Annotated in this window: 16 protein-coding genes; 6 read left to right on the top strand and 10 right to left on the bottom strand. The window is 65.9% G+C overall.

The features are described from left to right. Positions 1-170: 170 nt before the first annotated feature. Positions 171-1,772 (top strand): lysine--tRNA ligase, encoded by a 1,602-nt coding sequence (locus CVO77_RS05445; RefSeq protein ID WP_105998237.1) that lies wholly within the window; start codon positions 171-173, stop codon positions 1,770-1,772. Positions 1,773-1,882: 110 nt separating this feature from the next. Continuing rightward, positions 1,883-2,362 (top strand): asparaginase domain-containing protein, encoded by a 480-nt coding sequence (locus CVO77_RS05435; protein ID WP_105998236.1) that lies wholly within the window; start codon positions 1,883-1,885, stop codon positions 2,360-2,362. Positions 2,363-2,365: 3 nt separating this feature from the next. Here CVO77_RS05435 and CVO77_RS05430 read toward each other — a convergent pair whose 3' ends face one another. Continuing rightward, positions 2,366-3,397 (bottom strand): fatty acid desaturase family protein, encoded by a 1,032-nt coding sequence (locus tag CVO77_RS05430; RefSeq protein ID WP_105998235.1) that lies wholly within the window; start codon positions 3,395-3,397, stop codon positions 2,366-2,368. A gap of 255 nt (positions 3,398-3,652) precedes the next feature. On the opposite strand from CVO77_RS05430, the gene CVO77_RS05425 reads away from it, so the two are divergent. Continuing rightward, a complete protein-coding gene (locus CVO77_RS05425; protein ID WP_105998234.1) occupies positions 3,653-6,295 on the top strand; it encodes an EAL domain-containing protein in 2,643 nt (880 codons plus the stop codon). Positions 6,296-6,304: 9 nt separating this feature from the next. On the opposite strand, the gene CVO77_RS05420 is transcribed toward CVO77_RS05425, so the two are convergent. From CVO77_RS05420 to CVO77_RS05405, 4 genes are all read right to left on the bottom strand, one after another. Continuing rightward, positions 6,305-7,576, bottom strand: coding sequence for a metal-dependent hydrolase family protein (locus tag CVO77_RS05420; RefSeq protein ID WP_105998233.1), 1,272 nt, complete (start codon positions 7,574-7,576; stop codon positions 6,305-6,307). 117 nt (positions 7,577-7,693) lie between these two features. Next, positions 7,694-8,593 carry an RcnB family protein gene (locus CVO77_RS05415; protein WP_158258006.1) on the bottom strand — a complete coding sequence of 300 codons (900 nt, stop codon included), beginning with the start codon at positions 8,591-8,593 and terminating at the stop codon, positions 7,694-7,696. A 266-nt stretch (positions 8,594-8,859) separates the two neighbouring features. Next, a complete protein-coding gene (locus CVO77_RS05410; protein WP_105998231.1) occupies positions 8,860-9,405 on the bottom strand; it encodes a (2Fe-2S)-binding protein in 546 nt (181 codons plus the stop codon). Between the two features lie 27 nt (positions 9,406-9,432). Next, the gene (locus CVO77_RS05405; protein ID WP_088471523.1) at positions 9,433-10,200 is read right to left on the bottom strand and encodes a class II aldolase/adducin family protein; all 768 of its coding nucleotides are present in this window, start codon (positions 10,198-10,200) and stop codon (positions 9,433-9,435) included. A gap of 310 nt (positions 10,201-10,510) precedes the next feature. Between CVO77_RS05405 and rpsU the strand changes: the two genes are divergently transcribed. Both rpsU and CVO77_RS05395 read left to right on the top strand, forming a co-directional pair. After that, a complete protein-coding gene (gene rpsU, locus CVO77_RS05400; protein WP_003047635.1) occupies positions 10,511-10,717 on the top strand; it encodes a 30S ribosomal protein S21 in 207 nt (68 codons plus the stop codon). 287 nt (positions 10,718-11,004) lie between these two features. Further along, positions 11,005-11,517 carry an FKBP-type peptidyl-prolyl cis-trans isomerase gene (locus CVO77_RS05395; RefSeq protein WP_105998230.1) on the top strand — a complete coding sequence of 171 codons (513 nt, stop codon included), beginning with the start codon at positions 11,005-11,007 and terminating at the stop codon, positions 11,515-11,517. Positions 11,518-11,550: 33 nt separating this feature from the next. Here CVO77_RS05395 and CVO77_RS05390 read toward each other — a convergent pair whose 3' ends face one another. The 5 genes from CVO77_RS05390 to pyrE all read right to left on the bottom strand — a co-directional run bounded on the left by CVO77_RS05390 (position 11,551) and on the right by pyrE (position 15,409). Continuing rightward, positions 11,551-12,666 carry an AI-2E family transporter gene (locus CVO77_RS05390; protein WP_105998229.1) on the bottom strand — a complete coding sequence of 372 codons (1,116 nt, stop codon included), beginning with the start codon at positions 12,664-12,666 and terminating at the stop codon, positions 11,551-11,553. Between the two features lie 11 nt (positions 12,667-12,677). Further along, positions 12,678-13,520 (bottom strand): signal peptidase I, encoded by an 843-nt coding sequence (gene lepB, locus CVO77_RS05385; protein ID WP_105998228.1) that lies wholly within the window; start codon positions 13,518-13,520, stop codon positions 12,678-12,680. Further along, entirely contained in the window at positions 13,520-13,924 is a 405-nt protein-coding gene (gene acpS, locus CVO77_RS05380) for a holo-ACP synthase (protein ID WP_106000660.1), read from the bottom strand. Before acpS ends, lepB begins: the two co-directional genes overlap by 1 nt. Positions 13,925-14,084: 160 nt before the next feature. Then, on the bottom strand, positions 14,085-14,828 hold the full coding sequence (locus CVO77_RS05375; RefSeq protein WP_105998227.1) for a pyridoxine 5'-phosphate synthase: 744 nt from the start codon (positions 14,826-14,828) through the stop codon (positions 14,085-14,087). After that, on the bottom strand, positions 14,825-15,409 hold the full coding sequence (gene pyrE, locus CVO77_RS05370) for an orotate phosphoribosyltransferase (RefSeq protein ID WP_105998226.1): 585 nt from the start codon (positions 15,407-15,409) through the stop codon (positions 14,825-14,827). Before pyrE ends, CVO77_RS05375 begins: the two co-directional genes overlap by 4 nt. Before the next feature lie 233 nt (positions 15,410-15,642). On the opposite strand from pyrE, the gene coxB reads away from it, so the two are divergent. Then, positions 15,643-16,767 (top strand): cytochrome c oxidase subunit II, encoded by a 1,125-nt coding sequence (coxB, locus tag CVO77_RS05365; RefSeq protein WP_105998225.1) that lies wholly within the window; start codon positions 15,643-15,645, stop codon positions 16,765-16,767. The last annotated feature ends 15 nt before the right edge of the window (positions 16,768-16,782 follow it).

Below are 16,782 nucleotides of genomic sequence, written 5' to 3'. Positions count from 1 at the left end.
CATGGTAAATTTTCCGGTAACGATGATCGGCCGCCGTCGCCCCCGCGCAGGCGGGGGCCGCTGGAGGCCTGCTCCGGCATCGCCGTGTAAACCGATGGCGGCCCCCGCCTGCGCGGGGGCGACGAGGGGCCTTCTTTCCTTCCGCCGACCTTCCCGCTATGGGCGCAGCCATGACTGACCTGCACCTTCATCCGTCGCTGCGCACCCCGGCGCAAACGTCCAAGGCCTGGCCGTTCGAGGAAGCGCGCAAGCTGGTCAAACGCTATCCCGATGGCAAGCCCGGTGGCGAGCCGATGCTGTTCGAGACCGGCTATGGCCCGTCGGGCCTGCCGCATATCGGCACCTTCAACGAAGTGCTGCGCACGACGATGGTCCGCCGCGCCTATGAGGCCATCACCGGCGGCGCGGCGACGCGGCTCGTCGCGTTCAGCGACGACATGGACGGGCTGCGTAAGGTTCCCGACAATGTGCCGAACGGCGCCATGCTGCGCGACCATCTCGGCAAGCCGCTCACCGATATTCCCGATCCGTTCGGCAAGTTCGACAGCTTCGCGCACCATAATAATGCGATGCTGCGCGAATTTCTCGACCGCTTCGGCTTCGAATATGAATTCGTCAGCTCGACCGAGCGCTACAAGTCGGGGGCGTTCGACGAGGCGCTGAAGAATGTCCTGCGCCACAATCAGGACATTCTCGACATCATGCTGCCGACGCTGCGTGCCGAGCGCGCCGCGACCTACTCGCCGATCCTGCCGGTCAGCCCGAAATCGGGGATCGTGCTCCAGGTGCCGGTGGCCGTGGTCGACGCCGACAAGGGGCTGGTCTCGTTCGACGACGAGGGCGAGACGATCACCCACAGCATCCTGTCGGGCGGCGCGAAGCTGCAGTGGAAGGTCGACTGGGCAATGCGCTGGGTCGCGCTGGGCGTCGATTATGAAATGTACGGCAAGGACCTGACCGACAGCGGCGTCCAGTCGGGCAAGATCGCCAAGGCGCTCGGCGGCCGCAAGCCCGAGGGACTGATCTATGAAATGTTCCTCGACGAAAAGGGCGAGAAGATTTCCAAGTCGAAGGGCAACGGCCTCAGCCTCGAGCAATGGCTCGACTATGGCAGCGAAGAAAGCCTCGCCTTCTTCGCCTATCGCGAGCCGAAGGCGGCGAAGCAGCTCCACATCGGCGTGATCCCCAAGGCGGTCGACGAATATCTCCAGATGCGCGGCAATTATCCGGCGCAGGACGGCGACAAGAAGCTCGGCAATCCGGTACACCATGTCCATGTCGCGCGCGGCGAGGATGTGCCGGGGACCGCCCTGCCGGTGACCTATGGCCTGCTGCTCAACCTGGTCGGGGTGATGGGCGCCGATGCGTCGAAGGATCAGATCTGGCGCTATCTCGGCCAATATGTCGCGGGGGCGAATGCCCAAACCTATCCCGAGCTTGACCGGCTGATCGACAATGCGATGGCCTATAACCGCGATTTCGTCGCGCCGACCTTGCAGCGCCGCAAGCCGCAGGGCGGCGAAGTCGCGGCGCTGAAGGCGCTCGACGGCCAACTCGCCGCGCTCCCCGCCGACGCGCCCGCCGACGATATCCAGAATATCGTCTATGCGATCGGCAAGGACGAAACCTATGGCTTCGCGACGCTGCGCGACTGGTTCAAGGCGCTTTACGAGACGCTGCTTGGGTCGAGCGCGGGGCCGCGCATGGGCAGCTTCATCGCGCTGTTCGGCATCGCCAACACGCGGCGGCTGATTGCCGAGGCGCTGGCGTAACGGCGCGCCAAATTCCGTTCGTGTCGAGCGAAGTCGAGACACCGGGAAGGCGTGCGCAACTGATGGGCATCTCGACTTCGCTCGATGCGAACGGGTTCAGGATGGAAGACATGATCGACATCTTCACCACCGGCGGAACGATCGACAAGGTCTATTTCGACGCCCTCAGCGAGTTCCAGATCGGCCCGACCGCGATCCCCGACCTGCTGCGCGAAAATAATGTCCATGTCCCGCACCGCGTCACCCCGTTGATGCGCAAGGACAGCCTCGACCTGACCGACACCGACCGCGAGGCGATCCGTGCCGCGGTGGCGGCGAGCGATGCGACGCGCATCCTCGTCACCCACGGCACCGACACGATGGTCGTCACCGGCCGCGTCCTCGCCGGGGTCGCGGGCAAGACGATTGTGCTGACCGGCGCGATGCAACCGGCGTCGGTGCGCGCGAGCGACGCCGAATTCAATGTCGGCTTCGCGCTCGCCGCGGTGCAGACGCTGCCGCCCGGCGTTTATGTCGCGATGAACGGGATGATCTTCGACCCCGAAACGACGGTGAAGGATCGCGCGGGTCAGCGTTTCGTGCAGGAATAGGGTTCAGCCCGCCGCCGTCACCTGGCGCAGCACCGCGCGGTAATGCGGCGCGATCGTCATCGCCTCATGCTGGCCCTGCTGGCCGAGCATCGCGTGGACCGCGGGCAGGCGATAGCAGGGGACGCCCATGAACAGATGATGCTCGGCGTGATAATTCACCCAATAGGGCGCGACCGTCGCGCGCGCGATCCAGCCGGCATGGGTGGTGCGTGCATGGGTGAAGGGATCGTCGCTGCCGGTCGTCGTGCAGGCATGTTCGGCGATGTTGCGGATGCGCAGGAAAAGCTGGAAAGTCGTCGCGAGCCCGGCGATCCACAGCAGCCACGGCGTCCAGCCATAAAGCAGCAGCGAGGCGGCGAGCAGCACCGCCTGCACGATCAGGAAGCGCCCGACCGCGCGGGTCACCGCCATCGCGCCCGCGACATCGACCGTCGGTGACGTCATGCCGTCTTCCGACTGCTTGTTGAACGGCGTGCCCGCCTTGGTGCTCGCGCCCTTCTTGTCGGCCCGCTCGCCGCGCAGCATCGCGCCCAGGCCTTTGCAGGCGAATCCGAACTGCGCCACGCGCTGCTTGAAAAAGGTCTGCCCGGTCAGGTCGCGCAATATCTTGCGCCCCAGGCTGGCGCGGGTGGTGGGGAAGGGTTTCGACAGCGACAGGTCGGGGTCTTCGGGCTGCTGCGTATATTTATGGTGCTGGAGGTGATAGGTGCGATAGGCGATCAGGTCCGACCCGGCGGCCGCCCCGGTCAGCCATTGGCCGAGGAAATTATTCACTTTCCGGTTCGGATGCAGCAGGCCGTGCGCGGCCTCGTGCATCAGGATCGCGAGGCCGAGCTGGCGCCCGCCGACGATGACGATCGCGAGCAGCCAGGCGAGCGGATGGCCGCTCCAGGCCGCGAGACCGACCGCCACGATGCTGACGATCCACGCATGCGCGACCAGCCACACGCCGCGCCAGCGCGAAGGGGCGGTGATCGCCGCCCATGCGGCGCGGTCGAAGAAGCGGTTGGGCGGGAGGAGGCGGACAGCGGACATGAGATCATTCTAACAAGTTGCGAACCGAAACCAAACCCCTTCCGTTTTGGGGGCTTTGAAAGGTTCGATTCCCGTATTCGTCCCCTGGGATCAAGTCCGGGGGGCAAGGAATGCAAAATCATGCCGCGTCGTTCCAATCCCGTCGTCACCCATATTGGCACAGGAACGGAGGCAATCGGCGGCGGCTGGTAAGGATTTGGTAACCCGCCGGCGGACAGAGGGATGGCTGGACCAGACGAGCGGGATAGGCGGGAATTGGGGGTTCGATTCAACATCGTACGGCCGGCGGTCAGCGAAGGGTCCGAGGGGGAATCGCTGCTCGCGACACCCGAGTTCGTGACGCGGCTGACGCGCGTTGCGCAGCTTTGGCATTATGTCCTCATCGCCCGCGTGCTGACCTTTTTTGCCTTTGCCTTTTTTCCCGGTGCCGCAGGCTTTCTCGCGCGTCCATCGCTGTGGCTGGTCATGGCCGCCGGCCTTGGCTGCGATCTGGTCCTGACCGTCTTCGGCCAGATGTCACGGGTCAGGCGACCGCTTTCGGGTCGCTGGCTGCGGCGCGGGGTCGGGATGTGCTTCGCGCTTCTCGTCATCGGGACGATGCTGCATTCGGCGGTGATGTTCGCCGCGACCGCGTCGCACGACGGCCGCCTCTATTTCGATGCCTTTTCGGCGGTCAAGCTCGGCTCGATCCTCGTCGCCGCCGCCGCTGCCGCGATCATCCGCCCGGCCTTTTTCGCCTTTGCCGGGGCGATGGCGCTCGGCGGCGCGATCGGGATCGCGTCATGGCCTTTCGGGATCGCGGGGCTCGTCTTCCTCGGGCTGCTCATCGTGATGCTGCGCGAGGACGTCCGGCACCAGCGCCGCGCGAAACAGGCCAGCCGGCTCGCGATCAGCGAACAGCAGCGCGCGCTCGGCCTAATGCGCGATTTCGAGCGCGCCGGGCGCGGCTGGTTCTGGGAGACCGATCGCTACGGCCATCTCGTCTATATCTCGCCGCCCGTCGCGGCCAAGCTGGGTATCGCGGCATCGGACCTTTTTGGCCGTCCGTTCACCGACCTCATCCGCAAGCGCGTCGGCAATGACGAGAGCGAAGAGCGGACGCTGGGTTTCAGCCTGTCGTCGCGGACGCCGTTCAACGAGTTGACCGTCCAGGCGGCGGTGCCCGGCGAAGAGCGCTGGTGGTCGATCTCGGGCCACCCGATCAGCAATGAGCTCGGTAATTTCCAGGGTTTTCGCGGCAGCGGCACCGACCTTACCGAGAAGAAGAGGTCGGAGCGCGAAATCAACCAGCTGGCGCGCTACGACACGCTCACCGGCCTTGCCAACCGGCTCCACATCACCGACCTGCTCGAACGCGCGCTTCGCAACCATATGGGGCAGGCGCAGCCGTGCGCGCTGCTGCTGATGGACCTCGACCGCTTCAAGGCGGTCAACGACACGCTCGGCCATCCGGTCGGCGACCAGTTGCTCCAGCAGGTCGCGGGGCGCCTCTCCCAGATCGTCGGCGACAAGGGGCAGGTGGGGCGGCTCGGCGGCGACGAGTTCCAGATCGTGCTGCCGCAGATCATCCAGCCCGACAAGCTGGCGGGCATCGCCAATGCGATCATCCTGAGCCTCGCCAAGCCCTTTGCGATCGAGGGGGAACAGGTGCGGGTCGGTTCGTCGATCGGCATCGCGGTGTCCGAAGGACAGGGGGTGAACGCCTCGGCGCTCGTCCGCAACGCCGACCTTGCGCTCTACGCCGCCAAGGATGCGGGGCGGGGGGTTTATCGTTTCTACGCCGACGCTATGCACAATCAGGCGAGCGAGCGGAAGGCGATCGAGGATGCGCTGCGCGACGCGCTCGCCAGGGACGAGCTGACTTTGCTCTATCAGCCGATCGTCGATGTGAAGCGCGAGCATGTCACCGGCTTCGAGGCGCTGATCCGCTGGCGGCGCGAGGGCGGCGAGATGATCAGCCCGTCGAAATTCATCCCCATCGCCGAGGAATCGAACCTGATCATCCCGATCGGCGAATGGATCATCCGCACCGCCTGCGCGACGATCGCGCGGCTTGGCCCCGGCTACCGCGTCGCGGTCAACGTCTCGCCGCGCCAGTTCGCCAATGAAAAGCTGCCCGCGACGATCCTGAACGCGGTCGCGGCGGCGGGGATCGCACCCGGCCAGCTTGAGCTTGAGATCACCGAAGGCGTCTTCCTCGACGAAAGCCCCGAAACGCTGGAGATGTTCCAGAAGCTGAAGCGCACCGGGGTGCGGCTGGCGCTCGACGATTTCGGCACCGGCTATTCGGCGCTCGGCTATCTGAAGAAGGCGCCGTTCGACAAGATCAAGATCGACCAGAGCTTCGTGCTCGGCGCCGCCGACAAGAGCAGCATGAATGCGGCGATCATCTCGTCGATCGTCGGCCTCGCGAGCGCGCTCGACATGGAGACGACGGCGGAGGGGGTGGAGACGCACGACGACCTCGCGCTTGTCCGCGCGCTCGGTTGCAGCCATGTCCAGGGCTATATCTATGGGCGTCCGATGGCGATCGAGGCGGTGCTGGCGCTGCTTCGCGAAGGCGGCGGGCGCGTCGTCGCGCGCGGCTTCAAGAGCGCCCGCGAACCGCGGGCGCGAACCTTCCGCAGGATTCAGGTGGAAAGCGGCGGCTATCACTACGAAGCGATCATCCGCAACCTGTCGCCGCACGGCGCGCTGGTCGAGGGATTGTGGAACGTGCCGAGCGGCACGCCGCTGACGCTGGAACTGACCCCCGATGTCCGCCTGGATGCCGAGGCGCGCTGGTCGACGGGCAATCGCGTCGGGGTGCGCTTTGGCAAGGCGATCGACATGGCGATCTTTGCCGGGCCGCCGGTTCAGCCCAGAGCCTTTCGGCAGCGCGCCTACCGCGCGGCCTGACGTTGCACCTCAGTCGGCGATCCGGCCGCGCGCCATCACCCAATCGACCGTTTCGAGGGTGCGGACGTCGGTCAGCGGGTCGCCGTCGACCGCGATCATGTCGGCCGACATTCCCGGTGCGATACGGCCGATCTCGTTCTCCATCGACAGCAGCCGCGCGGCGACGGTGGTGGCGCTCGCCAGCGCTTCGCGCGGGGTCAGCCCATATTTGACGAGCAGCGCGAATTCGCCGGCGTTGCGGCCATGTTCGAATACGCCGGCGTCGGTGCCGAAGGCGATCGGCACACCCAATTCCCTGGCGCGCGCCATCGCCTTGCCGACGTCGTTCAGCGTCATGCGGACCTTTTCCTCGACCGTCGGCGTGTAGATGCCCTTGCCGAGCCGCTCGCGAATGCCCTCGAACGCCATCAGCGTCGGGACCATATAGGTGCCCTTCGCCCTCATGACCTTGAGCGCGGCTTCGTCGGCGAACGTGCCATGCTCGATGCTGTCGATCCCCGCCGCGGCGGCCGATTCGATCCCGCGTGCGCCATGGGCGTGCGCCATGACCTTGAGGCCCAGCGAATGGGCGGTGGTGGCGATGCTCTCCATCTCGGCGTTCGAGAAATGCGCGCCGAGCCCGCGGCCCTGCTGCGACAGCACGCCGCCGGTCGCGGTGATCTTGATGATGTCGGCGCCCGCGCGCGACGCCTTGCGGACCTTTTCGGCGCATTCGACGGCGCCGGTGCAGGTATAGCCCTGATCGAGCACCGCGTGGATATCCTCGCGAAAGCCCGTCGTGTCGCCGTGCCCGCCGATGATCGCCAGTGGCGGCCCGGCGGCGATGATGCGCGGCCCCTCGATATAGCCCTCGGCGGTGCCGCGGCGGAGCGAGAAGGCGGTATATTGCGCTGACCCTGCTTCGCGCACCGTGGTGAAGCCGGCGCGCAGCGTGACGCGCGCATTCTTGGCGCCGACGACGACGCCCCATTCGTCGGGATCGACCGCTTCGCTGCGATAGTCGCCGCCGGGATCGCCGGTCAGGTGGACGTGGAGATCGATCAGGCCGGGAAGCAGCGTCTTGCCGCCCAGATCGACGATCTCGGCGCCTTCGGGCGCAGCGGCGCGGCCGGGCGCGATCGAGACGATGCGGCCGTCGGTGACGGTGACGGTCGACGGTCCTTCGGCGGGCTTGTTTGCGTCGGTGATGACGTGGCCGGCATAGATGATGGTGGTTTTCGCGATGGCGCTGCTACCCATCAGCGCGAGCGTCGCCGCGGCGACGAACCCAAGTTTGCGCATGATCTCTCCCCTGTTCTGCCGGCATCGTGGCGCGTGGAACGGAGGAGGGCAAGCGCATAAAAAGAGGGAGCCGGAAGCCCGACCCCCTCAGTTTCTCTTCTGACAACCGAAAGGATATTACCAGAAGAAGTCGTAGATCACGTCGACCACCTGGCCGCTGTAGACATCGACGAGCAGCGCATCGTCATAATAGCGGACCCAGCGATAGTCGCCATAGGCCGGCGGCAGGCGGTAATAGCCGGGATCGTTGATCCAGTAGCGCTGGCTGTAAAAGAGCGACCCCAGCGAGAAGCCGATACCGAACCTTGTATAGCTGCGCCCCCGATACGGGTTGTAATAGCGCGACATCCGGTAATGGCTGCGGTTGTGGTTGCGATAGCTGCGCCAGTCATAGCGGTGGTCGTTGCGCCACTGACGGTTCCAGTTGTTGTTATCCCGGCGTCCGTCGCGGTAGCGGCGGTCGACCCGGTTGTTGTTGTTGCGGTCATAGCGACGATCGACCTGCCCGTTCCGGTTCCGGTCATAGCGGCGGTCGACCTGGCCGTTGCGATTGCGATCGTAGCGGCGATCAACCTGGCTATTGCGGCTCCGGTCCCGCTGACGATCGACCTGACCGTTGCGATTGCGGTCATAGGTGCCGCGCTGCCCCTGCCATTGCTGATTTGCCGGGCGCTGAGTCTGGCGCTGCTGCGGACGTTGGCGCTGACGGTCGTCGCGTTGGACCTGCGACGGGCGCTGGGCACTGCCGCGCTGGCCCTGCCACTGACGCTGGGCGTTGCCGCGCTGCGCCTGCGGTTGCTGGGCCCGCTGTGTCTGCGGCTGCGATTGCGGGCGCTGGCGTTCGGTCCGCTGGCGCTCGCCGTTGCCGCCGCGACGGCTTTCGGAACCGCGCTGGCCGTGATTGCCGCGCTCGCGCTGGGCGATCTGGATGCGCTCGCCGTTCGCCTGGGCGGCGGCGGGCGCAATGGGGGTCAGGATCGTCGCGGCGATCAGCAACCCTCCGAACATCTTCTTCATCTCGGATACTCCAATGTCCCATCCGGCACCCAGCCGATCGGGAAGATGAATCGATAGGTAGCGGAGGCAAGATGGATCATCGCTGAACCCGGTTGTTGCCTGCGGTTCAGCTAGGACCGATCGACATTCAGCTCTGGCGGCCTGCAAATGGCGGCTTTCCGCACTTCCGGTGCTCACGTGCAGAAAGCACGCTGCGCTCCGGGTCGCGAAAAACCGCCATTTTCGACTCGCCATCTTCTGAATGTCGATTGGCCCTAGATGAACGATCAGCGCTCGTGCGGGGCCTTGAGCGCCGGGACCGCGCGCGCCGCGTCGGCGGGCCGGATGCCCGGCGGCGGCGCGGCGGCGATCCGTTCCTCGCCGCGCAGCACCCGGCCCGCGCGGCGGATCGCGCCGCGAATCCGGGGGTAGGTGCCGCAGCGGCAGATGTTGGTCATCGCCGCGTCGATCTCCGCATCGCTGGGGTTGCTGTTCTTTCTCAGCAGTGCGGCGGCCGCCATGATCATCCCCGACTGGCAGAAACCGCATTGCGGCACCTGATCGGCGACCCACGCCTGCTGGACCGGATGGCTGCGGTCGCGCGTCAGCCCCTCGATCGTCGTGACGAATCGCCCCTCGCATTCGGCGATGGTGACCATGCAGCTGCGAATCGCCTCGCCGTCGATATCGACGGTGCAGGCGCCGCATTCGCCGGTGCCGCAGCCATATTTGGTGCCGGTCAGGTTCGACGCATCGCGCAGCGCCCACAGCAGGGGCGTTTCGGGGTCCATGCGATATTCGACCGGGCGGTCGTTGACCGAGAATTTCGTCATGTCGGCCGGTTTAGCCGCCTGACCGGATTAGTCACGCCAGCTTGTGTCGATTTTGTCCACCTTGCGCACCATTGCGTCGAATTCGGCCTTGCCCGACTGGCGGCCGGGGATTTGCGCCATATAAAGGTCGCGCTGGTGGACCTTGACGACATCGTCGCTGATCAGGATCGGCTTGCCCATGCTCATCGTCGCGAGCTGAATTTCGCACGCGCGCTGCAACGCCCAATATTTGATGAAGGCGTCGGACAGCGACTTGCCCATCACGACGGGGCCGTGATTGCGCAGCATCAGGATGCGCTTGTCGCCGAGATGCTCGACGAGTCGCGTGCCTTCTTCCTCGCGCACCGTAATGCCTTCGAAATCATGGTAAGCGAGCTGGCCCATGAAGTTGCAGGCGTAGAAGTTCGTCGGCTGCAACCCGCCCTCAAGCCCGCACACCGCCATCGTCGCGGTGGTGTGGGTGTGGATGATCGCATGCGCGTCGGGCAGCACGCGGTGGAACAGGCTGTGCTGGACGAAGCCCGCCTTGTTGACGTGCCAGGGATTGTCCTCGTCCAGCTTGTTGCCGTCGATGTCGATCTTGATCAGGCTGGAGGCCGTCACTTCGCTGAAATGCATCCCATAGGGGTTGATCAGAAAGGCACCTTCCTGATCGTCGAGCTTCACCGTGATATGGTTGAAGATCATCTCGTCCCAGCCCATCATCGCGAAGATGCGGTAGCAGGCGGCAAGCTCCTGCCGCGCGGTCCATTCGGCTTCGCTATATTTGCTGTTGCGCTTGAGCTGGGTCGCCATGGCCTGTCCCTCGATTGATGTTCGTTTCGTCCTGCTACCTATGCCATAAGGCAAGGGGCGCGCACAATCCCGAGAAGGGGTGGGCCCGAGAAGGGGTGGGCCCGAGAAGGGGTGAGGCGATCCCGTGGCGCGGCAGGCGCGGTTCGCCGCGCGGGGACTTGCATTTCGGCGCGAATCTCTCTAGTTGGCGCTTCATCGGAACGTCGCGTGATCGCGGCGCTCTTTTTATTGCCCGAATATCGGCGGTTTACGGCAAACCGGAGCACCCGGTGACCGAGATCGTTTGGACGAACAGGAGACGACACGGCGTATGCAGATCATCGTTCGCGACAATAATGTCGACCAGGCCCTTCGCGCGCTCAAGAAGAAGCTGCAGCGTGAGGGCGTGTATCGCGAAATGAAGCTGCGCCGTCACTATGAGAAGCCCAGCGAGAAGCGCGCGCGCGAACGCGCCGCCGCCGTCCGCCGCGCCCGCAAGATGGAGCGCAAGCGGATGGAGCGCGACGGGATCAAGTAGGACCGTCTCCCGTTCGGGATCCTGATTCGAGAAAAGGGCGCCGCGGCAACGCGGCGCCCTTTTTCGTTTGGGCGCGGGCGGGAAGGGGCTCGACTGGAAGACGACCTCCATTTCTTCGTCATGCTGAAACAGGTTCAGCATGACGAATTTAAAGGCGACGACCACCCCAAGGCCGACATTCGGACTCGCAACGCGCTCGCGCAATTGCCTCTGGACCGCTCCACGCCCCTCCGCCTATAGGCGTGCCCGACATTCAGCCCCGGCCGGGGCAGGGGAAGGACAATGAAATGAGCGTCACGACGGTTCCGCTGCGCCCGGTGAGCAAGGGCGGCCTCTGGCTGATGTGGATCGGCCTGATCGCGCTGCTCGTCGCGGGCGCCGCTTTCGCTTTTACCGGCACGTCGAAGATCGGGTTCGAGACCGTCAAGGCGGGCACCGGCGCCAGCCCGACGATGGGCGACGTCGTGCTCGTCAAGTATGAAGGCAAGCTCGACGACGGCACCGTCTTCGACGCCAACGAGCAGGCGCCGATGCAGGTGTCGCAGGTCGTTCCCGGCTTCGCCGAGGCGCTGACCCGTATGCAGAAGGGCGGCAAGTACAAGATCGTCATCCCGCCCGCGCTCGGCTATGGCGCGCACGCGAACGGCCCGATCCCGGCGAACAGCACGCTGCACTTCACCGTCGAATTGATCGATTTCAAGACCGAAGCCGAAATTCGCGCGATGCAGCAGATGATGCAGCAGCAGCAAATGCAGCAGCAGGGCGCGCCCGGCGCTCCGGCTCCCGCACCGCGGCAGTAAAAACCGTCGCCCCCGCCTTTCGCGGGGGCGACGTTATGCTTTCTGCGGCGCCTGCGTTCCCGCGTTGCGTTCGGCTTCGCGTTCGAGCGCGACCTTGATCATCGCGACGATCGGGTCGGCGAGAAACAGCCCCATGATGCCGAGCAGCGTGCCGAACAATATCTGCGCGCCGAGGACGAGCGCGGGGGCCAGGTCGACGGTCTGCTTCGCGACCATCGGGACGATCAGATAGCCGTCGACCGTCTGGACGATGAAATAGATGGCGATCGCCCAGAGACCGGCGTCGGTCCCGGCCGAAAAGCCGACGAGCACGAGCAGCACCCCCGACACGATCGCGCCGATATTGGGGATGAAGGCGAGCAGGCCGGTGAGCAGCCCCATCAGCGCCGCCATCGGAATGCCGACGGCAAGGCAGGCGAGCCAGGTGCCGATTCCCTCGACGATCATGCCGAGCAGGCGCCCCGCCATCAGCCGGCGCAGCGTGAAGCCCATGCGCGCGGTGGTGATATAGAAATTCTCGCGCGATTTCATCGGCAGCATCCACGCGACGCCGCGTTCATAAAGCCGCGGCTCGATCGCGATGAAGATGCCGAGAACGACGACCATCACCAGGCTGGTCAGCGCGCCGAGCACTGTGCCGACCGCGGCGGTGACGCGCCCCACGGTGCCCGCCAGATTTTCGGTGAGCGCCTTGGTATCGAACTGGAGATCGCCGACGCCGTGCGCGCTCGCCCACGCCGCGATGCGTTCGACCTGGGCCATGACGACCGTCTGCAGGGTCGCGGCCTGGTCGGCGATCTGCGAGCCCGCGAACATCACGGTCCAGGCCAGGAAGGCGACGAGCGACAGGCAGACGATCAGCAATCGCCAGCCGCGCCCGATCGGCAGGATGCGGCCGAGCAGGCGCGCGCCGCCGTCGAGTATCGCGGCGACGACGATCGCGGCGAAGATCAGGAGGATCGGCTGGACCAGCACGATGCAGAGGCCGATGGCCAGCGCGAGCCCCAGCCAGACGCCGGCCTTCAAAAGCTCGCTGCGGACGAGTTGACTGCGAATTTCGGTGGGGCCGGGGGCTTCCCTGTGATCGTCCACCGGCGGCGGCGCGGACGCCTTGGCGCGCGTCGCGCCCGTCTTCCTCGTCGTCGCCATGCCGTCGCTCCCTATTTCGCGTTTGGATCATGCGCGGGGCGCAAATTGGTTCCGGCCCGGTCCGATCGCAGCGCGGTGAACCAGCTTAGCGGATTATACCATATCGCGGTGCCATTGGTTGAAAAGCTGATGATTTCGGCGCGCCCCGCGATCGCGTCGAACGGCACCGGGCCGCCGAGCCCCTTCTGGCTGACGGCCACGCGGCTGTCGGCGCTGCCGTCGCGGTTGTCGCCCATCAGGAACAGATGATCGGCGGGCACTTTGACCGGCCCATAATCGTCGGTCATGTAGCCGGGGCCCATGTCGATCGTGTCGAAGGTCGCGCCGCCGGGCAGCGTTTCGCGGACGATCGGCAGTTCGAGCACTTCCTTGCCGCTCGCGTCGCGGGAAAGGAAACGGCCGAGGCTGCTGTCGGGGCCGGGCATGTTGGCATCGACCGGGACCGAGAGCATCGGTTCGACCTCGCGCTTGATCGGCTTGCCGTTGATGATCAGCGCGCCGCCGCGCAGTTCGATCGTATCGCCGGGCAGGCCGATTACGCGCTTGATATAATCGACGCGCGACACCGGATGTTCGAGCACGACGATATCGCCGCGTTCGGGCAGCTTGCCGAACCAGCGGCCGGGCTTTTTGGGCGCGAGGTGGAAGCTCGCCGAGGCATAGGACCAGCCATAGGGATATTTGCTGACGATCAGCCGGTCGCCATTGCGCAGGATCGGCATCATCGAATCGGACGGGATATAGAAGGGCTTGGCGACGCAGCTATGGATGCCGAGCACGAGGATGAGGATCACCACGATATCGCGGACCAGCTTGCCCCAGCTTCCCTCGTCGGCCTTTTTCTTCTTCGCCATTACTCGTCCTTGATTGCTTCGATGATGACGAAGGCCTGCGCCCAGGGGTGATCGTCGGTCAATGTCAGGTGGATATGTGCTTTATGCCCCGCCGGGACCATCTGCGCGAGGCGGTCGGCGGCGCCGCCGGTCAGCGCCAGCGTCGGTGCGCCCGACGGGGCGTTGACGACGCCGATGTCCTTCATGAACACCCCGCGCCTGAACCCGGTGCCGACGGCTTTCGAGAAGGCCTCCTTGGCGGCGAAGCGCTTGGCATAGGTCCCCGCGCGGGTGAACGGCCGCCGCGCCGCCTTGGCGCGCTCGATGTCGGTGAAGACGCGCTGCTCGAACCGCTCGCCGAAACGGTCGAGCGACGCCTGGATGCGCTCGATATTGCAGAGGTCGGAGCCGAGGCCGATGATCAAAATGATCCTCCCCGGCACGGGGAGGGGGACCATGCGAAGCATGGTGGAGGGGCAGATGCGTCCTGTCCCCCGCTTGCGATAACGCGATTGGACGAGGATGCCCCTCCGCCACCTTCGGTGGCCCCCCTCCCCGTGCCGGGGAGGATCTGGCGAGACATGTTCATCCCCGCGCCTCGTCCATCAGGTCGCGCATCCGGCGCACTGCGGGTTCGAGCCCGGTGAAAATCGCCTCGCCGATCAGATAATGACCGATGTTGAGTTCGGCGAGCTGCGGGATCGCGGCGACGGGGACGACATTGTCATAGGTCAGGCCGTGGCCCGCGTGCGGCTCGATGCCGTTTTTCCATGCGAGCGCCGCGGCGTCGGCGAGACGGCGGAGTTCGGCGGCGCGGTCCTCGCCCTCGCTATGGGCGTAGCGACCGGTGTGGAATTCGACGACGGGGGCCTTCAGCCGCATCGCCGCCTCGATCTGGCGCGGGTCGGGCTCGATGAACAGGCTGACGCGAATGCCCGCGTCGCCCAGCCGCGACACGATCGGCGCGAGGTGATTGTGCTGCCCCGCCGCGTCGAGCCCGCCCTCGGTCGTGCGCTCCTCGCGCTTTTCGGGGACGATGCACGCGGCGTGCGGCGCGTGGCGCAGCGCGATGGCGAGCATCTCCTCGGTCGCCGCCATCTCTAGGTTCAGGGGCAGGCTGGTCGCCGCCTGAATCCGCGCGAGGTCGTCGTCGCGGATATGGCGCCGGTCCTCGCGCAGGTGCGCGGTGATGCCGTCGCCGCCGACCGCCGCGACGATCTCGGCCGCGCGCACGGGGTCGGGATGATCGCCGCCGCGCGCGTTACGGATCGTCGCGACATGGTCGATATTGACGCCGAGGCGCAGGCGGCTGGAGCCAGGCACGCTCAATTCGCGCGGCTCCCCGGCTTGATCGCCTGCGTGCCCGCGAGTTCGGGCGGCAGGTCGTCCGCGGCATAGGTCGGGAAATTGATCGCGACGAGCGGATAGAAGGGGACGCCGAGATCGATGGTGCTGCCCGCCGAGCGGTCGACGAGTGCCGCCTCGGCAAGAACTTCGCCGCCTGCGGCGCGCACCGCCGCCATCGCTTCGCGCGACGACAGGCCGGTGGTGACGACGTCCTCGACCATCAAAACCTTCGTGCCGGGGGTGATCGCGAAGCCGCGGCGCAGTTCGAAGGTGCCGGTCGGACGCTCGACGAAAATCGCCGGCTTGCCGAGCGCGCGGCCCATTTCATGCCCGATGATCACGCCCCCCATCGCCGGCGAGACGATCATGTCGACAGTCTGTCGCAGCTCGCGCGGCAGCTTGGCGGCGAGGGCGACGGCGAGCCGTCCGGCGCGCTCGGTGTCCATCAGCACGCGCGCGCATTGGAGGTAATATTCGCTGTGACGCCCGGAGGAGAGCAGGAAATGCCCCTGCAACAGGGCGTCGGCGGCGCGAAACTCGGCCAGGATTTCATCATCGGTCATGGGAGATTTTATCTTTTGTTCCTGTTGCCGCCCGGATCGGACGGCCATGTTTCGGCGGCGGAGAATTGCCAGCCGTAAAATAGTGTTAGAGATGCTTGAGACAAGCGGCAAGCGGGTCTATAGCGCCCGCGAGATTCAGCCTTTGGGGCGGCTGCCGCGACATATGTCCGGCGATCCGAACAATGGGGCTGGGGTATCAAGAAGAACAACAGGCAACGGGCGGCACTATCCTTATGAAGAGCTTGAAAACCAGCTTGCAAACCATTGTAATGGCGGCGGCTTTGTCGCTCGGCGCGGCGGGCGTCGCGCAGGCTGCGGCACCCGCGACGGCGCCGGTGGCCGCGACCATGGCGACTCCGGCTCCGGCAGCGCCCGATGCGGCGGCGGCGACGCCCGTGAATCCGGCGCCCGCCGACGCCGCGAAGGCGACCGCCCCGGCCGGCGACGCGACCTATGTGCCGATGAAGCCGACTCCCGGTATCGGCCAGCCGGTCGATGGCGGGATCAATTTCCAGCCGCAGGTCACTCCGGTCGGCCAACAGGCCTATAGCTTCAATCACTATATCCTGCTGCCGGTGATCACGGCCATCACGCTGCTCGTTCTCGGCCTCATGCTCTGGGCGATCGCGCGGTTCCGCGCCAAGGCGAACCCGGTGCCGTCGAAAACCACGCACAACACGTTCATCGAAGTGATCTGGACCGCGATCCCGGTCCTCATCCTCGCGGTGATCGCGGTGCCGTCGATCCGCCTGCTCGCGGCGCAATATGAACCGCCGAAGAAGGACGCGCTGACGATCAAGGTCACCGGCTATCAATGGTATTGGGGCTATGCCTATCCCGACCAGGGCATCGGCGAATATGTCTCGAAGATCCTGCCCGAGGACAAGGCGAAGGCCGCCGGCGAGCCCTATCACCTCGCGGTCGACAACCGCATGGTCGTCCCCGTCGGGCGCCAGGTGAAGCTGATCATCACCGGCTCCGACGTGATCCACAGCTTCGCGGTTCCGGCCTTCTGGACCAAGATGGACGCGGTCCCGGGCCGTGCCAACGAAACCACCTTCACCGCGACCAAGGTCGGCGTCTATTACGGCCAGTGTTCGGAGCTTTGCGGCGTCGATCACGGCTATATGCCGATCGCGGTCGAGGTTCTGCCGGTCGACAAATGGAAGGCCTGGGTCCGCTCGAAGGGCGGCAATCCCGATGGTCCGGCGCCCGCCGCCGCGGCGGCGGTGGCGCCCGCGCCCACCGGCCCGGTCCCCGCGACCACGATCAACGCCCCGGCCCCCGCGCCGGTTGCCGTCCCGACCGAAGCAGCGCCGGCTGCGGCTCCCGCCGCCGCGCCTGCCGCCAAGAATTAATCAGGGGGTCCGACA

This window comes from Sphingopyxis lindanitolerans, assembly GCF_002993885.1.
Taxonomy (GTDB): Bacteria; Pseudomonadota; Alphaproteobacteria; order Sphingomonadales; family Sphingomonadaceae; genus Sphingopyxis; species Sphingopyxis lindanitolerans.
The sequence above is the reverse complement of the archived record's forward strand: the minus strand, read 5'-3'. Positions and strand labels throughout refer to the sequence as shown.